This window comes from Thalassospira sp. B30-1, assembly GCF_015767575.1.
Lineage (GTDB): Bacteria > Pseudomonadota > Alphaproteobacteria > Rhodospirillales > Thalassospiraceae > Thalassospira > Thalassospira xiamenensis.
Genome location: NZ_CP065232.1, coordinates 180,909 through 200,071, shown reverse-complemented (window position 1 = coordinate 200,071; position 19,163 = coordinate 180,909). Strand labels below are relative to the sequence as shown.

18 protein-coding genes are annotated in these 19,163 nt (G+C 56.1%); 8 read left to right on the top strand and 10 right to left on the bottom strand.

All coding sequences use genetic code 11. The features are described 5' to 3' along the window. Nucleotides 1–9: 9 nt before the first annotated feature. The 4 genes from IT971_RS00925 to IT971_RS00910 all read right to left on the bottom strand — a co-directional run bounded on the left by IT971_RS00925 (nt 10) and on the right by IT971_RS00910 (nt 2,705). Nucleotides 10–897, bottom strand: coding sequence for a 23S rRNA (adenine(2030)-N(6))-methyltransferase RlmJ (locus IT971_RS00925; RefSeq protein ID WP_063093622.1), 888 nt, complete (start codon nt 895–897; stop codon nt 10–12). Nucleotides 898–902: 5 nt separating this feature from the next. Further along, on the bottom strand, nt 903–1,628 hold the full coding sequence (locus IT971_RS00920) for an rRNA large subunit pseudouridine synthase E (RefSeq protein ID WP_063093621.1): 726 nt from the start codon (nt 1,626–1,628) through the stop codon (nt 903–905). A gap of 71 nt (nt 1,629–1,699) precedes the next feature. Then, the gene (locus IT971_RS00915; RefSeq protein ID WP_063093620.1) at nt 1,700–2,434 is read right to left on the bottom strand and encodes an SIMPL domain-containing protein; all 735 of its coding nucleotides are present in this window, start codon (nt 2,432–2,434) and stop codon (nt 1,700–1,702) included. A gap of 16 nt (nt 2,435–2,450) precedes the next feature. Beyond that, the gene (locus tag IT971_RS00910) at nt 2,451–2,705 is read right to left on the bottom strand and encodes a hypothetical protein (protein WP_139189997.1); all 255 of its coding nucleotides are present in this window, start codon (nt 2,703–2,705) and stop codon (nt 2,451–2,453) included. Here IT971_RS00910 and IT971_RS00905 point away from each other — a divergent pair. Then, entirely contained in the window at nt 2,679–3,353 is a 675-nt protein-coding gene (locus tag IT971_RS00905) for a D-lyxose/D-mannose family sugar isomerase (protein WP_037990402.1), read from the top strand. The two genes, IT971_RS00910 and IT971_RS00905, sit on opposite strands and share 27 nt — an antisense overlap. A gap of 87 nt (nt 3,354–3,440) precedes the next feature. On the opposite strand, the gene IT971_RS00900 is transcribed toward IT971_RS00905, so the two are convergent. After that, complete coding sequence (locus IT971_RS00900) at nt 3,441–4,391, bottom strand: tetratricopeptide repeat protein (RefSeq protein WP_063093618.1); 951 nt, start codon at nt 4,389–4,391, stop codon at nt 3,441–3,443. A gap of 159 nt (nt 4,392–4,550) precedes the next feature. Here IT971_RS00900 and IT971_RS00895 point away from each other — a divergent pair, with 159 nt between their 5' ends. From IT971_RS00895 to IT971_RS00880, 4 genes are all read left to right on the top strand, one after another. Continuing rightward, complete coding sequence (locus IT971_RS00895; protein WP_063093617.1) at nt 4,551–5,651, top strand: GGDEF domain-containing protein; 1,101 nt, start codon at nt 4,551–4,553, stop codon at nt 5,649–5,651. Nucleotides 5,652–5,720: 69 nt separating this feature from the next. Then, complete coding sequence (locus IT971_RS00890; RefSeq protein WP_063093616.1) at nt 5,721–6,905, top strand: NAD(P)/FAD-dependent oxidoreductase; 1,185 nt, start codon at nt 5,721–5,723, stop codon at nt 6,903–6,905. A 120-nt stretch (nt 6,906–7,025) separates the two neighbouring features. Beyond that, nucleotides 7,026–7,208 carry a PLD nuclease N-terminal domain-containing protein gene (locus IT971_RS00885; RefSeq protein WP_037990397.1) on the top strand — a complete coding sequence of 61 codons (183 nt, stop codon included), beginning with the start codon at nt 7,026–7,028 and terminating at the stop codon, nt 7,206–7,208. 138 nt (nt 7,209–7,346) lie between these two features. Then, complete coding sequence (locus IT971_RS00880) at nt 7,347–7,826, top strand: GFA family protein (RefSeq protein WP_063093615.1); 480 nt, start codon at nt 7,347–7,349, stop codon at nt 7,824–7,826. Here IT971_RS00880 and IT971_RS00875 read toward each other — a convergent pair. Together IT971_RS00875 and IT971_RS00870 are read right to left on the bottom strand one after the other, a co-directional pair. Then, nucleotides 7,823–9,646, bottom strand: coding sequence for a TRAP transporter fused permease subunit (locus IT971_RS00875; RefSeq protein ID WP_223304966.1), 1,824 nt, complete (start codon nt 9,644–9,646; stop codon nt 7,823–7,825). The two genes, IT971_RS00880 and IT971_RS00875, sit on opposite strands and share 4 nt — an antisense overlap. Before the next feature lie 21 nt (nt 9,647–9,667). Continuing rightward, nucleotides 9,668–10,630 (bottom strand): TAXI family TRAP transporter solute-binding subunit, encoded by a 963-nt coding sequence (locus IT971_RS00870; protein WP_063093702.1) that lies wholly within the window; start codon nt 10,628–10,630, stop codon nt 9,668–9,670. A 446-nt stretch (nt 10,631–11,076) separates the two neighbouring features. On the opposite strand from IT971_RS00870, the gene IT971_RS00865 reads away from it, so the two are divergent. Together IT971_RS00865 and IT971_RS00860 are read left to right on the top strand one after the other, a co-directional pair. After that, nucleotides 11,077–12,465, top strand: coding sequence for an MFS transporter (locus IT971_RS00865; RefSeq protein WP_063093613.1), 1,389 nt, complete (start codon nt 11,077–11,079; stop codon nt 12,463–12,465). A gap of 205 nt (nt 12,466–12,670) precedes the next feature. Then, nucleotides 12,671–14,863 (top strand): malate synthase G, encoded by a 2,193-nt coding sequence (locus tag IT971_RS00860; protein WP_063093612.1) that lies wholly within the window; start codon nt 12,671–12,673, stop codon nt 14,861–14,863. A gap of 91 nt (nt 14,864–14,954) precedes the next feature. Here IT971_RS00860 and map read toward each other — a convergent pair whose 3' ends face one another. Together map and IT971_RS00850 are read right to left on the bottom strand one after the other, a co-directional pair. After that, entirely contained in the window at nt 14,955–15,704 is a 750-nt protein-coding gene (gene map, locus IT971_RS00855; protein WP_007089240.1) for a type I methionyl aminopeptidase, read from the bottom strand. Between the two features lie 65 nt (nt 15,705–15,769). Continuing rightward, nucleotides 15,770–17,437: a GGDEF domain-containing protein gene (locus tag IT971_RS00850; protein ID WP_063093611.1), complete on the bottom strand. Its 1,668-nt coding sequence runs from the start codon at nt 17,435–17,437 to the stop codon at nt 15,770–15,772. Nucleotides 17,438–17,713: 276 nt separating this feature from the next. Between IT971_RS00850 and IT971_RS00845 the strand changes: the two genes are divergently transcribed. Further along, on the top strand, nt 17,714–18,349 hold the full coding sequence (locus tag IT971_RS00845) for a trimeric intracellular cation channel family protein (RefSeq protein WP_007089242.1): 636 nt from the start codon (nt 17,714–17,716) through the stop codon (nt 18,347–18,349). 9 nt (nt 18,350–18,358) lie between these two features. Here the strand turns inward: IT971_RS00845 and phnF are convergent, their stop codons facing one another. Then, nucleotides 18,359–19,072, bottom strand: a complete 714-nt coding sequence (phnF, locus tag IT971_RS00840; protein ID WP_223304964.1) for a phosphonate metabolism transcriptional regulator PhnF — start codon at nt 19,070–19,072, stop codon at nt 18,359–18,361. Nucleotides 19,073–19,163: the final 91 nt, after the last annotated feature.

Sequence of the window (19,163 nt, the reverse complement as noted above, 5' to 3'; positions counted from 1 at the left end):
CAAAGGCACCTATTGCGACGGCACCAGCCAATGGGTCCGGTGCGTTGCCGGGCCGGGCAGTTTGACGGCATCGCAAAGCCATTGGCCGATTTCATCAAACTCCTGATCAAATCCATAAGGTGGATTGATGATCAGAAGACCCGTGCCGCGCATCCGCCCCTTTGCCCCGCCCTGATTGGTCGAAAGCTCCGCACACAGCACGCCACCCTTGGCTTTGATCTGGGCAAAGTTTTCGCGCAGTTCGGCATCAAATCCGGCCTCAAGGATCGGATACCACAGCATGAAGATGCCGTTTTCCCACCGTTCCCAGGCCCGTTTGATCGAACTTGCCGCCTTCTGATAATCCTGTTTGACGTCGTAACTAGGATCCATCAGCACCAGACCGCGCCGGATGGCGGGCGGCATCATGCCAACCAGTCCCTCGTAACCGTCGCGCTTGTGCAGGTGAATACGCGGATCGCGTTCAACACTGTATTCCAGCAGGTCATATTCGCGCGGATGCAATTCCATCAGGATCATTTCATCATGCTCGCGCAGCAATTCGCGCATGATAAACGGCGACCCGGGATAAAACGGCCCCTTCAGGTCGTCATCCTCAAACACCCCGTAATCGCGGCCCTTGGCAATCGGATCGAAGGCCGCGATCTGATCAAGGAAGGGCTGCATCTGTTTGGGCGCATTTCCCTTTTTCTGTGCCGCAGCAATACCGTTTTTCCATTCACCGGTTTTCGCCGACTGCGCACTGCCAAGATCGTACCAGCCTGACCCGGCATGGGTATCGATCACACAGAACGGTTTTTCTTTGTTGCATAGATAATCAAGGATGATCCGCATCGCGGCATGCTTGTGAATATCGGCAAAATTGCCCGCGTGAAAGCCGTGTAGATAGCTCAGCATTGCCTTTATCCTCTAGATGCGCGTGGCTTGCCACCGCGTGACTGTTTGGGGTTGCGCGACTTTTGGGGCCGCCCGGACCGGAATGCGTTTTTACCCTCACCCTCAGTACGGGGTCGCCGGTTGGCCTGCATATTCCCGGGCAGGGGTTTGACCTGAACCGGGCCGGGTTCGGGTGCATTGACCTCGATCACCTGCCAGTCACCGGGCGCAAGATCATCCAGCGTCCAGTCACCAATCGCATAACGGATCAGACGCAAGGTCGGAAAGCCGACTGCGGCTGTCATACGCCTGACCTGCCGATTGCGACCTTCGGAGATGCTCAGTTCAATCCAGCTTGTCGGAACCGATTTGCGAAACCGCACCGGCGGATCACGCGGCCAAAGATTTTCGGGCTCCCCCATCAGGCGCGCGCGCGCCGGTCGGGTCATGCCGTCTTTCAACTCCACCCCGTTACGAAGGGCCGAAAGGGCTTCTTCGGTCGGCTCGCCCTCCACCTGAACCCAATAGGTTTTCGGCTTTTTGAATTTCGGGTGGGCGATCTGGGCATTCAGCGGCCCGTTATCTGTCAGCAGCAGCAATCCTTCGCTATCGCGATCCAGCCGCCCAGCGGCATAGACACCGGGCAGATCGATATAATCGGCCAGCGTCGCCCGACCGTTTTCACGGTCGGTAAACTGGGTCAGAACGCCATACGGCTTGTTAAAAAGGATCAGCTGCGCCATGCGCCGCATAGAACCATTTTTGCCAAACAAGTCAACTGGGCAAGTCAACCGGACAAGTCAACCAGTTCGGCCGAACGTGATCAATCCTCGATCAGATATTCCATGGTGGTGACAACACGCACGGTTTTATTGATCTGCTGGCTTTCCATCGTATTGGGGGCACCATCCGCCGGAAGGATCTGGAACAACCCTTGCGTTGCGCGGCGAATACCGCCCAGATGACCACCGGAATCGGTGGCGAATTGCTGCGCACTTTCACGCGCATTGGCCGTGGCCGCCGCAATCATTTCCGGTTTGATGTCATTAAGCTTGGTGAACATGAAACTCGGACCGGGGTTATAACCCTGCCCGCCCAGAACGATCCCGCCCTGAAGCAATTTTCCAATATCCTGTGTTGCCGCAACGACTGCGTCGATCTTGTCGGTGCGGACCTGGATCGTCTGACTGACGATATACCGGCTTTCAATCGGCCCGGAACGATAGGACTGCGCCAGTTGATCGGTAACCTGAAGGCTTTGCAGTTCGGTCATGTCCTTGGTGATGCCATGCGTTTCAAGAAACGCCAGAAGCGCCGCTGTATCGCTTTCGATCTTGGCCTGTGCGTTTTGCAGAACATCATCGGTCGCAACATAGGTAATCGGCCACACCGCGCGATCCGCCACCACATCGCGTTCGGCCAATCCCTTGACGGTCACGAACCGGTCAAGCGACCGCATGTCGGACAATCCCTTGCCGACCAGCCATCCGGCACCGGCAATACCGGCACTGACCACAACCGCCGCAACAAATTTCGCAAATCCCGAAGAAGAAGACATGCCCGTGTTTCCTTGATTATTGTTGTTCCGCTAAACGCATAGCTTTTGTTTTGAACACCTTATCAGACGGAACAAAATCGACAAAATCAGGGCAGTCATTTTGCAGGTTTGCGAAATCGGATAACGGGCGTTTGAATGCATTCAAATTGGGTCGCAATCCTTTTTCGAACATGCTAAAAGCCAGCAACGCCTGCGCATCGCGCGGCCAACCATTCAAACACGCAAAAGCTTTACGAGGTCGTCCATGCGCCGTTCCGATATCAATGCACATATCACGCATGCCAAGGAACTGTTCGAGTCCATTTCCTTCAAACTGCCCGTCTGGGGCCACTATTCCCCGGCGCAGTGGGATGCCGAGCCTGATCTTGCGAAATGGTGCCGTGCCCATCAGATGGGCTGGGACGTAACCGATTACGGCGAAGGCGATTTCGCCCGTCGCGGCCTGATCCTGTTTTGCCTGCGCAATGGCATCCTGCGCCAGCCGGGCGAAGTCCCCTATGCCGAAAAAATCATGATTGTCGGCGAAAATCAGGAATGCCCGTGGCATTACCACAAGGTCAAAATGGAAGACATCATTGTGCGTGGCGGCGGCAATCTGGTGATCGAACTGACCAATCTGACCGAAGACGGCAAAATGGACATGGTCAATGACGTGCATGTCCGCACCGATGGCAAGCTCAATATCCTTCCGGCCGGTGGCAAGGTCGTGCTCGAACCCGGTCAAAGTGTCACCCTGCCGCGCACGCTTGTGCATCGCTTCTATGGCGAAGAAGGCAAAGGCCCGGTGATCGTTGGCGAAGTATCGCAGGTCAATGATGACCTTGCCGACAACTACTTCTTTGACTGCGACGCCCGGTTCAGCGAAATCGAAAATGATGTCGCGCCGATCCATCCGCTGTGGAATGAACTGGCCGGTTAAGATCACCGATCAACTGATATGCAAACCCCCGGCAGTCCGCACTGCCGGGGGTTTGTTTTTGGCTTGGGGCGTGAAATGCCCTCGACGTTATTCCGCGGGCGCAGCACTCTCGGGATTACCAAGAATTTCGGCAAATTCCCGCAAATTGCGAAGCGGCTCAAACTCAACCTCGGTCCAGGCAGGCTGACGCATCGCATCCGAAAGTGCCACCGCACGCTGCAAATCGGCAAGGGCGGCTTCCGGATAACCCAGCCCTGCATTGGCGCACGCCCGCTGATAATAACCATTGGCATTATCCGGCGCCTCGGCCAGGAGCCGGTTACACAGGCTAAGCGCCCAGTCACGATCACCCAGCTGAAGGGCGGCATCCGCCTTATAGGCCATGACTTCCGGATCGCCCGGCGACAGTTCAAGGATCTTGTCGTAAATCTCGATCTTGGACCGCGGATTGGTCACCTTGTTCGCCTGCAGCCAGAAGGCATGAATGGTCTGGGTATTTTCGATTTCCTGCTGATGATCGTTGATCACCATGCTTTTCTGGCGCAGCTCGTCTTCAAGCGCGCTCAGACGTGTTTCAAATTCTTCGGACAGGCGGCGCAATTCCGTATCGGCAAGGTTACGCACACTTGATTTAAGTTCCCGCAACGACTGCCAGCCCAGCATGGTCAGAAGCGCACCGACAGCGGCCACAAAATAGAAGAAATAGGTCACCGTGTTCGACGAATAGGAAATCGCCTTGTCGATGGCCTCAAGCTGCCGGTTAACAACCTCGCGCAGCAATTCGGCGCGCATGCCCTGCATTTCGGTCCGCAATGCCTTTAACTCGTCAAGTACATAGCGTTCCATAAGCGGCGGCATATTGGTGCGTTCACCAGCTTCAATCGGACGAAAATCGACTGGTGGCAACGTATCGCCCGATGACGTGCCAGATGTGGCAGGGGCAGCCCCCATGCCATCCTGCGCCAGAACCGGTGATGAGACCAGAACCACCATCATCACGATAATACCGGCGACCATGCGTTCAAACCGTAACGTCATTTCCTGCTGCTTCCCTGTTTCTTTTTTATGGCTTGGTTTTATTGGCGGGGCTTTTGTAACCCGGCTTCGGCCATGATCCAAATCAACGTTATGATTGGACTGTAACGATATATTGCCCCTGCCAAAACATACATTTTTTGGAAAGTCGCGCAGGTATCGATGATCGAATACGGCACCAGCCCGGATCGGGCACAGCAATTGTCAAACGCAGCCCTCGCCATGATGTCCGAACTGGGCGTTATCGCGCATCCGAACAATTTTACGATCTTTTTCAATTACCTGTCTGGCGAAGAACCCGATCTTACGCAAACGATTGATATCCTGCGCAGCAACAATCGCGAATTCGACGAATTGCAGTGCCGCGACCTTTTCACGCGGTTTTTTGACACCGTGAATGAACGCGAAATCGTCACCCGCATCACCGAAGATCTGCGCAATCAGTTGTCATCGGTTCTGGAAACCGTGCGCAATGCCGGAATTGACACCTGTGCCTATGGCGAGGCCCTTGATCATTTCTGCGAATATATCGGAGACAAGGATTTCACCAATCTGGAACAGGCGCTTAAAACGCTGCTCGGTGCAACCCGCGACATCGAAGGCGTAAACCGCCTTCTTGAAACCCGGCTTGATAATACCTCGACCGAAATATCGAAACTGCGCCGGGACCTCGAAGACATGAAGCGCGAGGCCATGACCGACTGTCTGACCGGCATTGCCAACCGCAAGGCATTTGATCTGCGATTACGCGATTGCGCGATGCAGTCGATGGAAACCGGCAAACCGCTTAGCCTGCTTCTGATCGATATCGACCATTTCAAAACTTTCAACGATAACCACGGGCATCAGGCCGGCGATCAGGTCATTCGGCTGATGGCCCAGACCCTTCAGCAGAACGTCAAGGGCCGCGACACCGCCGCCCGTTACGGTGGGGAGGAATTTGCCGTCATTCTGCCGATGACCGGGCTTGGTTGCGCCCGCCAGTTGGCCGAACATATCCGCCACAATGTCGAAACCCGCAAGGTGGTCAGCCGCATCCGCCATGAAGAACTTGGCAAGGTCACCGTTTCAATCGGGGTCAGCACCTTTGCCTATGGCGAGCCGCTTGGCCGCTTTATCGAACGCGCCGATCAGGCGCTTTATCTGGCCAAGGCCAAAGGCCGCAATCGGGTTGCAACCGAACGCCAGATTGCAGATGCCCATCCGACGGCCCAGACACCCGATATCACAACGCCCCAGCCCAAAAAGCAGCGTTACGCCTGACAGGCACTGACAGAACACCAATTTATCCGTATAAGGCAGGTCGTTTTCCCCGAAAGATTGGCCTGCTGCGTGAAGAAGATTGATGTCCTTGTGATTGGTGCCGGTGCCGCCGGCCTTATGTGTGCAATCGAAGCCGGAAAACGCGGCCGTTCGGTTGTGATTGTCGATCATTCGGCGAAACCGGCTGAAAAAATCCGGATTTCCGGGGGCGGTCGCTGCAACTTCACCAATCTGCATGCCAGCCCGGAAAATTTCATTTCGCAAAACAAGCGTTTCTGCGTCTCGGCACTCAAACGTTACACCCAGTTTGACTTCATCGATCTGGTCAATCGCCATGACATTGCCTGGCATGAAAAAACACTGGGCCAGCTTTTCTGCGATGAATCCTCGTTCCAGATCATCGACATGCTGCTCGATGAATGTGATGCCGCCCATGTCGAGCTGCGCCTGAACACCGAAATCAGCAACATCATCCGCCGCGATGATGCCGGGTTCGATGTCACCACACGCACCGGCGCGCAATGGACCTGCCAATCCCTTGTCGTGGCCTGTGGCGGCCTTTCCATTCCCAAAATCGGCGCAACCGGCTTTGGCTATCAGATTGCCCGACAGTTTGGCATCGACATCGTTCCGACCAGGGCCGCCCTTGTCCCGCTGACCTTTGACCCGGATATGCGGGCCGATCTGGGCCAGCTTTCCGGCATTTCGGTTGATGCGATTGTCCAGTGCCACAAAAAGCAGTTCCGCGAAGGATTGCTGTTCACCCATCGCGGGCTCAGCGGCCCGTCCATCCTACAGATTTCATCCTATTGGGATGAAGGCGATGCCATCACGGTCAATCTGAACCCCGAAGAAGACGCGTTTGATCTTCTGAAATCGGCCAAGGCCGAAAGCCCGAAACAGGCCGTGCATAATGTGCTCTCGCGCATTCTGCCAAACCGTCTGGCTCAGATGATCACCGCCCGCCACGGGCTTGATCGCCCGATTGGTGAAACCGGGGACAAGGCGCTGCGTCTGCTTGCAACCGATGTCAATCAGTGGTCGGTCATGCCGCAGGGATCCGAAGGCTATCGCACCGCCGAGGTCACGCTGGGCGGGGTCGACACCAACGCCCTGTCATCGAAAACCATGGAATGCCGCGATGTCCCCGGCCTTTATTTCATCGGTGAAGTCGTTGACGTTACCGGCCATCTTGGCGGGTTCAATTTCCAGTGGGCCTGGTCATCGGGCTGGTCGGCCGGACAAGTCGTCTAGGTAATTTCGCCATTTGGTCGCAAAATACCCCGCGGGAACAACTTCCCATCCAAGCCGTTTGACTTTCAAGAACAGCCGACAGCTTTCCTGTCTGCTGACACAGAAAAATGAGGTTGGGTTATGGAATATGGTGGAATTATCGGACTGATCATTCTGATTGCCGATATCTGGGCGATCATCAATGTCATGGGCAGCGGTGCCAGCACCGGTTCAAAAATCATCTGGACGATTCTGATCCTCGTGTTGCCGGTTCTCGGCCTGATCATCTGGCTGTTTGCCGGTCCGCGTAGCGGACGCGCTTAACGCAGAAATCACTAACAGCACCCAATAGCCGCCAGGGACAAAGCACCCTGGCGAAGAACCTGTTGGCATTCCGGTCAGGCACGCATTAATTTGCATGCCTGACCTTTTTTGTGCGCAATTACAACCGGGTGCCAGTCGATGGACAAGATTTCCTATCCCGTCAAAGGATCCTGCCGTTGCGGGAAACTTGAAATCGCGCTGGCAGCACCCCCGGTCCTGACCGCAGCCTGCCATTGTCGCGGTTGCCAGAAAATGAGCTCAAGCGCCTTTTCGCTCACAGCGATGTGCAAATCAGACAGCTTTCGCGTTGTGCGCGGGACACCGGTCAAAGGCGGCGTTCAAGGCCCCGAACTGGACCATTTTTTCTGCCCCGACTGCAAGACATGGATGTTTACCCGGATCACCGGCATGGATGATTTTGTCAATGTCCGCCCGACCCTGTTTGATCAGAAGTCCCTTGCCACACCCTTCATCGAAACCATGACATCTGAAAAACTGCCATGGGTCAGCATCCCGGCACAGCACAGCTTCACGGGCTTCCCGGATGTCGATGATTTCATGAAGCTGCTTGATGATTTCAGTCAGACGCAGGACCAACAGGGAAGCCGCCGGGGTTAAACCCCGGCAACAAAAATGACAAGCCCGCCCATAACGCCCGATGCGATGCGGACCAGAACCGGGCGCGGCGATATCAGGCCATATGAAATCGCCGTCAGACCAACCGCAACCTTAAGCCCGGCAACCAACGCCCAAACCGGATTGGCCGCAAGATCAATCAATGACCCGTTTGCGATCATCGCCAGCGGCACGATGTAAAGCCCGACGCCAAGCGCCATTGCCGTTCCGGCCACCTTCAGCCAGTTTTCCTCGACCATGCCCGCGGCAATGAACACCGCACCGCAAACCGGCGGGGTAATCGTCGACAGCAGGGCAAACCAGAACACGAAAAGATGCGCCTGCAATGGATCAAGCCCAAGCTCGGTCAGGGCGGGTCCGGCCACCGAAACACAGATCACATAAGCCGCCGTTGTCGGCACTTCCATGCCAAGGATCAGGCACGCCACCGCCGTCAGCAGCAAGGCCGGCCACAACATCCCGCCCGATCCCGACAGCAAAAGCGACGTGATCTTCACGCCAAGCCCGGTCAGACCCAAAACACCGATAACGATGGACGCGCACAAAATGATGGCGGCAATCATCGATACCTGCCGCCCGGCACTCAGGCAGACCTCGGTAAATCTTTCGCCCGTCCGTCTCAGGCTGAATTGCAGATTGCCATCTAAAAACAGCAAAGCCGCACCGGCAATCATCGCAAGGCAGGCGGCATATTGCGGCGTATAGCCACCGCCAAACATGCCCCAAAGCAGGATCGCAAATGGCACAAGAAAGAAGGCGGAGGTTACAATGACCGCACGGGTATCAGGCCGATCTTTTTCCGGCACACCGGGCAAGTCATAGCGAAGCGCAAAGGCATTGATCCCGACCCACACCGCCAGAAAATAAAGGATTGCCGGCAAAATGGCCGCAACCATGATCTCGACATAGGGCCGCCCGGTCAGCTCGACCATGACAAAGGCCCCGGCCCCCATCAAGGGCGGCATGATCTGCCCGCCCGACGATGCCACCGCCTCGACCGCGGCGGCCAGTTTTTTCGGATAACCAAGCTTGGTCATGGCCGGAAGGGTAATCGCCCCGGTGGACGCCACATTGGCCGACGCAGACCCGGAAATGGAGCCAAACAACGCCGACGAAATCACCGAAACCTTGGCCGCGCCACCACGCAGCCGCCCCGCAGCCGCACCGGCAACATTCATGAAGCCCTGCCCGGCTTCGCCGCCATTCAGGATCGCGCCAAAGATGACAAAGATCGCAACGATGCTGACCGAAACCCCGGTCAGGCTTCCCCAAAGGCCGCCTTCGGCAATGGTTAGCGTACCCAGCATGCTTTCAATCGGAAGCCCGCCATGGCCGAATTCACCGGGAATATATTCGCCAAAGAACCCATAAAGCAGCGCAATCGCCGCCACACTCGGCAAAGGCCAGCCAATCGCGCGCCGTGCCATTTCAAGAACAATGCCCAGCAGGGCAAATGATATGGCAATTTGCAGATTCCCGACCAGGAACCCGTATTGATCACCCAGCATGCCATGATTGAACGCCACCCACAAACATGCCGCAAACCCGATCACGGTCAGGATCAGACCGCTGATTTTCTGCCACGGTGTTTTGGCAACAAACACCAATGCCCAAGGCAGCGCCAAAGCCATATGCAACGGCCGACTGACCAGATTGGGAACCAGCCCCGAAAAAATCAGCCAGAGATGAAAAAAGATGGATACCGCGCCAAGCGCAATCCAGAAAGGGCGGGAAACAGCAGACATCGTAATCCTGATACGTCCGATAAAGAACGGCCCGGCTGTGGCGGCCGGGCCTGTCATCACATTATTGCCAATCGGCGATCAATTCTGATCGTCGCGAACCGGGAAACCGGCTTCGGCGTAAAAACGAAGCGCGCCGGGGTGAATTTTACCCTTGATATTGGCCAGCATTTCCTGGGTCACACCTTTCCACCAAGACGCGTTCGAGCTCATGGCGGATTTCTGGCCCCAGTAAGTTTTGGTCAGCTGATAGGCGGTTTCATCATCCATCTCGGTCGTGGCATAGGCAACCACCGACAGGGAAGAGGTGCGGATATCATCCTTCTGACCGTTATAGGTCCCGGCCGGGATCACCGTCAGATCGCGCTTGGTCATCGCAAGCTGGTCATCGGAAAGCGACAGGATATTGACATCCGTGCCTGCCGCGGCCTCGATCACGTTCGGCGCGGGCCAGGAACCGGCAGTGACAAAACCGTCAATCTGACCGTTTTTAAGGGCGGCAACCGCGTTGGACAGCTCCGCTTCTGACAGTGTGACCTTATCTTTAAGCCCGAACAGATCGAGGTATTTTTCACCCTCATTCGCGCCAAACGACCCCTTGCCAAGCAGAATGGTCTTGCCCTCAAGCCCGGCAAAGTCGGTTACGCCCGAATCAGCACGCATCACGAAATGCATGGTCAGCGACGGGATCGGGAACAGGGCCCGGACTTCATTGAATTTTTCGGTCGGACGCCCTTCAAACGCGCCCTTGCCTGCCTGTGCAAGGCCAACAAGTGCGGGCGGGCTTGTGAAAAGATAATTGCCCGGGCGAACCGATGCTTCCATCACGTTCTGGACCGATCCCTGGCTTTCCTCGACCGTGACGATGATTTCGCCGTCCGTACCGGTCTTGATCGCTTCTGCGAACTGGGCTGCCATCTGATAATAGGATGACGCCGCCTTGGCCGATTTGAAAGTGACGCGGGTTTCTGCCTGGGCGGCACTTACCGCCGACAAGGCAACAATACCGGTCGCGATTGCGCCGATTGTACGAAGAATGTTCAAGGTTTCCTCCCCTTGCAGAACCCGGGCACCGGTCGGTTTGCAAATACCGAACTTGGGTGCGGATCGGGCCAATAGTGGCGATCAACGCAAAAATCCGTCTTTACGGCAACGGATTTTGGCAAATTGCTTCCAATTCCAAGTCATAGAGCGCATCAAAGGGCCGAAGGTCAAGCTGGTTATTCGCTCAGCCCACCCTTTACCGGTTTCAACCTTATCGCACTTTTAACATGGCAGTTGCGCAAAACCGGTACTGTTCGCGGCAGGGCTTCGACTTTAATTCAATGCTTGAAATTCTGCGGAACATCTTATGCGCCGTAACGTTCGATCCGTCACATGTCCCGCAAGGCTGACAAGACCTTTCAGAACAGCACCTTGTAAAGATTGACAGGGTTCCCGACCTTCGCGCAGGGTAGACCCTGCCGCGACTTTACCACCAGAGGATAGCAATGCCCCGTTCGCCGGTCGCACTGATCATCGCATTATCTGCGACATTGTTTGCAGCCTTCACCCTCAATACCGGGGCGTCGCTGCAATCCTCGCTGCTGGCGTTGCGCGCCTCGTCGGAGGGATTTGCCCCGATCTATACCGGTATCATCATGGCATCCTATTATGCCGGGTTTATCGGCGGGATCATCTGGGGGGCGGGGCTTGTCAACCGTGTGGGGCATATCCGGACCTTTGCCGCACTGGCATCGACCGGATCGGCAATTACGCTTTTGCATGCCGTGTTTGTGGATCCGATTACCTGGTCGCTGTTTCGTGCCATGACGGGCCTGTGCATTTCGGCCCTGTATCTGGTGATTGAAAGCTGGCTCAACGAACAGGTCGACAATACATCGCGCGGCGGCATGATTGCCGCCTACATGACCGTGTCGCTGGCGGGTCTTGCCATCGGGCAGCTGTTGCTGAACGTGTCACCGATTGGCAGTTTCGAACTGTTCACCGTGGCATCGGTCCTTTTGTCGCTGTCTCTGGTGCCGATTGCGCTCACCCGGCAGCCCCCGCCCGCCGCGGTCAGTGGCGCGCGCATGAAATTCCGTCAGCTATACGCCATTTCGCCGCTCGGCTTTGTCGCCGCCGCCGGCAGTGGCGTTCTGTCCGGTGCGATTTATGGCGTCGGTCCGATCTTTGCCTCCGACCTTGGATTGGCAACCAATGAGGTCGCCAACTTCATGGCCTTCGTCATTCTGGGCGGCATGATCATGCAGTGGCCGATTGGCCGCCTGTCCGACATTGTCCCGCGCCAGTATGTCATGATCGCCGTGCTGATCGGGCTTGCCATCTGCGGGCTGTTCCCGCTTGTCGCGCCAGAAGTCGTGCGCGCCAATCTGACTGTCTGGGGCGCGATCATCGGCATTTTCATCATGCCGGTTTATGGCCTGTCGGTCGCCTATGTGAATGACTATCTCGAACCCGATCAGATCGTTTCCGCATCGGGTGGCCTCTTGATCATTTATGGCGGGTCTGCTGCCACCGGGCCGATCATCGGGTCGCTTGCCATTGGTCATTTTGGTCCATGGGGCATGCCGGTTCTGTTTGCGATTGTCGGCGTGCTGGTGGCAAGCTTTGCCATCTATCGTGCCGGTTTCGGTCGCCGCATCACGATCGAGGAGCAGGGCCAGTTTGTCGCCGTGCCGCGCACCACGCCCATGGCACTTGAAATGTCGCCCATCACCGATGACATCGTCGAGGAAGAAGACGGAAGTGCCTCACATGCCGCCGACCGACCGGACGATATCGGCCATCCCGCGACAGATGACACCCCTGATCAGGCGGGCTCAGCCCCGGATCAAGACCCAAATCAGGGCCCGGATCAAAACAGACACAACCCTTAACACCCCGTCTTTGGGCAAAATATAGCGGCATATAACTGCAATAATCACCCGGCGGGCGTCGGTATCGTTTCCACAATACGGAAAACATCCCACGAAAGTGAAACCGGCTGTGGACCCTGCCCGCTTCCAGCCCATATGTTGTGACAAAGATATGCATCGGTCACATCGGGCCGTGCAGAAGACTTCAAGCCTGTCGAGAGGAAACATGACCCAACGTATCACCAAAGGCGGCCTTCAGATCGCAACCGTTCTGCATGATCTGGTTGCCAACGAAATCACCCCGGGCACCGGTGTCTCCTCCGACCAGTTCTGGGCATCGTTCGAAAAGCTCGTGAACCAACTTGGCCCGCGCAACCGTTCGCTGCTGGCAAAGCGCGACGAGTTGCAGGCCAAAATCGACGAATGGCACCTGTCTCGGCAGGATCAGGCCCGCGACCCGCTGGCCTACAAGGAATTCCTCAAGGAAATCGGCTATCTTCTGCCCGAAGGCGACGATTTCTATATTTCGACCACCAATGTTGACCCGGAAATCGCCCGCGTCGCCGGCCCGCAGCTGGTCGTGCCGGTGATGAATGCGCGTTACGCGCTTAATGCGGCCAATGCCCGCTGGGGCAGCCTTTATGACGCGCTTTATGGCACCGATGTCATTGACGATGCCGATGGCAAGGAAAAGACCGCTGGCTTTAATCCCAAGCGAGGGGCAGCCGTCGTTGCCTATGCCGCAAAATTCCTTGATCAGGCGGTGCCGCTGGCCAATGGCAAACATGCCGATGTCGCCAAATACGAAGTCCGCGAAGACGGGTCTGGCTGGTGGACATTGGTGGTGACCCTGTCAGACGGCAGCGAAACATCGCTGGCACAGCCATCGCAATTTATTGGCTACAACGAAAAAGACGGTGCCCTTTCCGAAGTCCTGCTGCGCAATCATGGCCTGCATCTGGAAATCCGCATTGATCCCACGCATCCGATTGGCAAAACCCATGCGGCCGGTGTCTGCGATGTGATCATGGAATCCGCCCTGACCACCATTCAGGATTGCGAGGATTCGGTTGCCGCCGTTGATGCCGAAGACAAGGTTGCGGTGTATCGCAACTGGCTTGGCCTGATGAAAGGCACGCTGGAAGAAAGCTTTGAAAAGGGCGGCAAAACCGTTACCCGCCGCCTCAACCCGGACCGTTCCTATCAGGGGTTTGATGGCCACAATGTTGTCCTGCCGGGGCGCAGTCTGATGCTGGTGCGCAATGTTGGCCACCTGATGACAAGCGACGCGGTGCTTGACGCCAATGGCAACGAAGTCCCCGAAGGCTTCCTTGATGCGATGTTCACCAGCCTGATTGCCAAACACGACATTGACGGCAATAGCAGCGTCTCGAACTCGCGCCATGGCAGCGTCTATATCGTGAAACCGAAAATGCACGGGCCCGAAGAAGTCGCCCTGACCAATGATCTGTTTGCCTTTGTCGAACGTGAAATCGGCCTGCCGGAAAATACCCTTAAGGTCGGCATCATGGACGAGGAACGCCGCACGACGGTGAACCTCAAGGAATGCATCCGTGCTGCCCAGGACCGTGTTGTTTTCATCAATACCGGGTTCCTCGACCGCACCGGCGATGAAATCCACACCAGCATGGAAGCAGGCCCGGTCGTTCGCAAGGAAGCGATGAAAGACCAGTACTGGATTTCGGCCTATGAAAACTGGAATGTCGATGTCGGCCTTGAATGCGGCATGAAGGGCATCGCCCAGATTGGCAAGGGCATGTGGGCCAAACCGGATCGCATGGCCGAAATGATGACCGCCAAAATCGGCCATCCCAAAGCCGGCGCCAACTGCGCATGGGTTCCATCCCCCACTGCGGCCACCCTGCATGCCATGCATTACCATCAGGTCGATGTCCGTGCCGTACAGGACGAAGTTGGCAAACGCGAACGCGCAAGCCTCGATGATATCCTCTCGATCCCGCGTCTTGGCGACATCAACCCGATGCCAAGCGAAATCCAGGAAGAACTTGATAACAACGCCCAAGGCATTCTTGGCTATGTTGTCCGCTGGATCGATGCCGGGGTTGGCTGCTCCAAAGTGCCCGATATCAACAATGTCGGCCTGATGGAAGACCGCGCCACATTGCGCATTTCCAGCCAGCATATCGCCAACTGGCTCCATCACGGGCTTTGCACCAAGGATCAGGTGATGGAAACCATGAAACGCATGGCCGCCGTCGTCGACAAACAGAACGAAGGCGACCCGGAATATCGCAACATGGCACCGAACTTTGATGACAGTGTTGCCTTTGCTGCCGCCTGTGATCTGGTGTTCAAGGGCCGCGAACAGCCAAATGGCTATACCGAGCCGGTCCTGCACGCGCGTCGCCGCGAAGCCAAGGCAAAATACGGCGCATAACTGCCATCAATACCGCACTAAAAAGGCCGCCCGGCTTGTTCCTGGCGGCCTTTTTCATATCCATCATGCTGCGCAATATGAACCGGTGGGTTTATCCGGCCAATGTCATGATTTCATAGCCATTCTGTGTCACCACCAGCGTATGTTCGTATTGTACGGTGGGTGCGCCGGTATCGGCATACAGCGTCCAGCCATCATCCCCGTCAAGCGCCCAGTTCGACCCCCGCGACAGGAACGGTTCGATGGTGATGACCTGACCTTTTTTCAGCGACCGGCGTTCGCGCGGATCATCCCATGTCGGGATGGTTTCCGGCGCTTCGTGCAATGATTTGCCGATCCCGTGACTGGCCAGATTTTTAATCAGGCTGTAACCGCCCTTTCGGGCAAAGTTTTCGATCCGAAGACCGATTTCACGGATCGGTGCCTTGTCGCGCACGACCTTGATCCCCGCCCACATTGCCTTTTTGCCATCATCGCACAGCTTCACGATTTCAGGGCGCGGCGTTCCGACGATAAAGCTGGCACCGGTATCGGAAAAATAGCCGTCAAGCGACGCCGACACATCGATATTCACAAGATCGCCATCCGCCAGAACCCGATCACCCGGAATACCGTGTGCGACTTCCTCATTCACACTGATGCAGGTCGCACCGGGAAAATCATATTCGCTTTCGGGTGCTGAAACCGCCCCGGCATCCTCAAGGACCTTGCGGCCAATGGCATCAAGTTCGGCCGTGGTCATTCCGGCAACGGCCGCAGCCCCCATCACGTCGCGCGCACGCGCACAGATGCGTCCAATACGGCGCAGATGTTCAAGTTCGGTTTCTGATGAAATGGTCATGAATTGCTTAATGCTTAGCAATCACCACCAAGTCAAGCCATTGGATGGTCATATCTGACCCGATTTCAGGCGCGTGAGCCTGAATTCTGCGCGCGGTTTTCCTCACCATGAATGACATAGCGATGCTTGCCCTTGCTTTTGGCCACATAAAGCGCCTGATCGGCCTGCTCCAGCAGCGTCTCCGGGCGGGTGGCATGATCGGGATAAACGGCAATACCGATGCTGATATTGATCGATATCCGGTTTCCGCCGGTAATGAACGGCATCAGAATGTCATTAAGGATTCTTTCGGCCAGTGCGCGCGCTTCGGTCACACCGTTTTCGCCAAGATGCGAAACAATGACCATCTCGTCCCCACCGGTGCGGGCAACCAGATCCCCACCGCGCACACAGCGACGCAGCCGACGGGCAACTTCACACAGCACCTCGTCCCCTGCCGCATGCCCCAGCCGGTCATTGACCGGTTTGAAATCGTCCAGATCAAGAACAAGAATGCCAAGCTGACTGCGCTGGCGGTTGGCCTGCGCCAGGGCATGTTCGAAATAAACATCCAGTGCCAGACGGTTGCCAAGCCCGGTCAGGGGATCATGATGCGCAATATGCTTCATCTCGCCAAGGGCGTTGTCCTTCTCGGTCAGTTTAACGACCAGACTGTTCAGACTGCTTGAAAGCGTGCGGATTTCGCGCGCCCCTGCAACCTGTGGCAGGTTTTCGATCTCACCACGTTTAAGCTCCCCGGCGGCATTCGCGATCCTGACCAGCGGGCCGACGATGAAACCAGCCCCCCACCAGGCAATGATGCTAAACAGCACCGCAAGACCAAGGCCCAGCGCCAGAATATCGGAACGCAAATCGTTGACCGGCATCAATGCCGAGGTTACCGGCTGGCGCACAAGCACAGTCCAGCCAAGCCCGGCATAATCAAGGTGGCCATCGGCCGGTGCAGCCCCCGTAAGATAGTCATTGCCATCGGGCCAGCGGGCGATCTGCCAGCCAGCATTCGGCGTGTCGTTTGCACTTTTCAGATCAAGATCAAGCTTCTGGCCCGCCCTTTCAAAATCCGGCGCAAGCAGGACCGTGCCATCGGCACTGATGACAAAGATATCAACGCTCCGATGCAAACCCTGGCCTGCGAACAGGTTGCGCCTTACCGTATTCGCCCACTCCCAGCTCAGATGCGTTGCCAGAACCCCATTGAAGTTACCGGCATCGTTTAGCAACGGAACGGCAATATCAACAAACTGGATCGGCTCGCCGGTCGGGCCCGGAAATTTTTCGGCCAGCAATTTGGCGTCATGGACATCGCCAATGAACATCTCCTTGCGGCCAAACTCAAAAACCGGCCGTGCCGAAATGTCCTTGCCGACCAGAATATCCCCCGTAGCGGCAACAACGGTGCCATTCGCATCCACCACACCGATCCATGTGAAAATTGGCAATTCATGCTGCAACCGGTTGATCAGTTCGCTGGCCTGATCAATGTCATTCAGGTTTCGGATCGCGCGCAAGGTACTAAGAACCGCGACTTCACCGCGATGGGTCCACATCGTGCGATCAAGCTCGTCTGCCATTTGCAGTGCAACATCGGCCACACCAGTGCCGATCTGCCTTGTCAGAACGTCAGCCGACCTTTGACCAACGACATAGCTCATGATGCCGGCAAGTGCCGCAACAAGCACAGCTGTGACCAGCGCGATCTGGACACGGACACCCACCTGCGAAAAGCTTTTCACAGTCAATCCTCTCACTTCCCTACGGACAGCCTTATTTGCGATTGCCCGATTTATATGCCGTCATTTTTAAGACATGCGGCTTATCGTGTGCTGCATATAAGACCGCGCTCTCGGCTTTTTAAGACGAACGGGGAAAACATTTTCCAAAGCGATCTTACGTTTGGCATGATGGCACCAAACATGCTGAAAAATCGGTGATACTGAAATTCTATGCCATCCGGCAAGTCAGATCGATCCGATAAGACTGCATATCTGAAACGGTATTGAAGCGACATTATGACAATTACCCAGATTATTTATTGGCTCGAACTGACCGGCGTTGCCGTTTTTGCCGTGACCGGCGCGCTGGAAGCATCGCGGCGCCAGATGGATATTGTCGGCTTCGTTTTGATCGCGACCTTTACCGGCATCGGCGGCGGGACGGTTCGCGACGTGATCACTGGCGCCACACCGGTTTTCTGGATCAGGGACCCGGCCTGGGTCATTACCTGTATCGGCAGTGCCGTCTTCACCTATTTCACCGCCCATCTGGTTGAACGGCGTTATGTCGCGCTGATCTGGCTTGATGCTCTCGGGCTTGCGATGTTTGGCGTGACGGGGGCGGCCATCGGCCTTAACCTTGGCGTATCGCCATTGGTTGCCATCATCCTTGGCACCATCACGGCCACATTTGGCGGCATGGTCCGTGATGTGGTGTGTAACGAAATCCCGCTGATCCTGCGCCCGGAAATTTACATCACCTGCGCGCTTCTCGGCGCATCAATCTATGTGATCGGAACCGATATCCTGTCGCTTCCCCGTGCCCCGGTCGCCCTGATCGCGTTCCTGTGTTCCTTCGCCCTGCGCGCAAGTGCCATATGGTTTAAACTGAGCTTCCCGGTCTATAGGGCCCGTCCGGGGCGGGAATACTGAACCTGTCTACTACTCGACAATCAACTGCACCCGGTCACTGGAAAAGGCGGTAATCCCGTATTCAATCGGTACACCGGCAGAATCGACATCAACACTTTCCGTCGATATCACCGGCCGGTTTTTCGCCTGTTTCAAAAGGCTTGCCACACGTGATGATGGCAACTGGGCACTGATGCGGGTGGTTTTGCGGCTGTAATCATCAATCCCGAAATGCTTGAAAGCTTCGGTCAGGGATTTTGTCTGGGTAAATATCTCGACAATCCCCTCGAACCGCGCAACCGGAAGATAGCTTGTCGCCACCGCCAGCGGAATGCCATCGGCCTCCGACACGGAAAACAGTTCGACAACCCGCGTCCCCGGTTTGACATCCAGAAACTGGGCGATGGTTGCACTGGCTTTCAGGACTTCAGACGAAATCAATCTCTTGTCCGGCAATCGATGACGGCCCGATACGATCTGGGAAAACCGCGTTTTGGCACCAAGCGGATAATCCAGAATCTGTTCCTGAACAAATGCCCCCCGTCCCTGTTCGACACGCACGACATTGGCATCGACAAGGGCTGACATCGCGCGTCGCACCGTATGGCGATTCACGCCGAATCGGCGGACCAGTTCCATCTCGGTCGGCATTTTATCGCCGGGTGCGAACACCCCGCTGGCAATATCGGCAAGAAGCTGTTTTTCGATTTGCTTCCAGATAGATAGCCCTGCTTCCCAATCCATCGAAATCCCCATTCACAAAACTTTCACCGCAAGGCCTTTGCCAAGCGCGCGTAATCGTCTTATAACGTGAATATGTATAGACGTCTAGACA

Coding starts and splice junctions, on each gene's coding strand:
- IT971_RS00875 (WP_223304966.1), bottom strand. CDS start 9,646: ATGACAGGCCCGGCCGCCACAGCCGGGCCGTTCTTTATCGGACGTATC.
- IT971_RS00905 (WP_037990402.1), top strand. CDS start 2,679: ATGCGCCGTTCCGATATCAATGCACATATCACGCATGCCAAGGAACTG.
- IT971_RS00845 (WP_007089242.1), top strand. CDS start 17,714: ATGACAATTACCCAGATTATTTATTGGCTCGAACTGACCGGCGTTGCC.
- IT971_RS00910 (WP_139189997.1), bottom strand. CDS start 2,705: ATGTGCATTGATATCGGAACGGCGCATGGACGACCTCGTAAAGCTTTT.
- IT971_RS00920 (WP_063093621.1), bottom strand. CDS start 1,628: ATGCGGCGCATGGCGCAGCTGATCCTTTTTAACAAGCCGTATGGCGTT.
- IT971_RS00900 (WP_063093618.1), bottom strand. CDS start 4,391: ATGACGTTACGGTTTGAACGCATGGTCGCCGGTATTATCGTGATGATG.
- IT971_RS00880 (WP_063093615.1), top strand. CDS start 7,347: ATGGACAAGATTTCCTATCCCGTCAAAGGATCCTGCCGTTGCGGGAAA.
- map (WP_007089240.1), bottom strand. CDS start 15,704: ATGACCATTTCATCAGAAACCGAACTTGAACATCTGCGCCGTATTGGA.
- phnF (WP_223304964.1), bottom strand. CDS start 19,072: ATGGATTGGGAAGCAGGGCTATCTATCTGGAAGCAAATCGAAAAACAG.
- IT971_RS00895 (WP_063093617.1), top strand. CDS start 4,551: ATGATCGAATACGGCACCAGCCCGGATCGGGCACAGCAATTGTCAAAC.
- IT971_RS00860 (WP_063093612.1), top strand. CDS start 12,671: ATGACCCAACGTATCACCAAAGGCGGCCTTCAGATCGCAACCGTTCTG.
- IT971_RS00925 (WP_063093622.1), bottom strand. CDS start 897: ATGCTGAGCTATCTACACGGCTTTCACGCGGGCAATTTTGCCGATATT.
- IT971_RS00915 (WP_063093620.1), bottom strand. CDS start 2,434: ATGTCTTCTTCTTCGGGATTTGCGAAATTTGTTGCGGCGGTTGTGGTC.
- IT971_RS00865 (WP_063093613.1), top strand. CDS start 11,077: ATGCCCCGTTCGCCGGTCGCACTGATCATCGCATTATCTGCGACATTG.
- IT971_RS00885 (WP_037990397.1), top strand. CDS start 7,026: ATGGAATATGGTGGAATTATCGGACTGATCATTCTGATTGCCGATATC.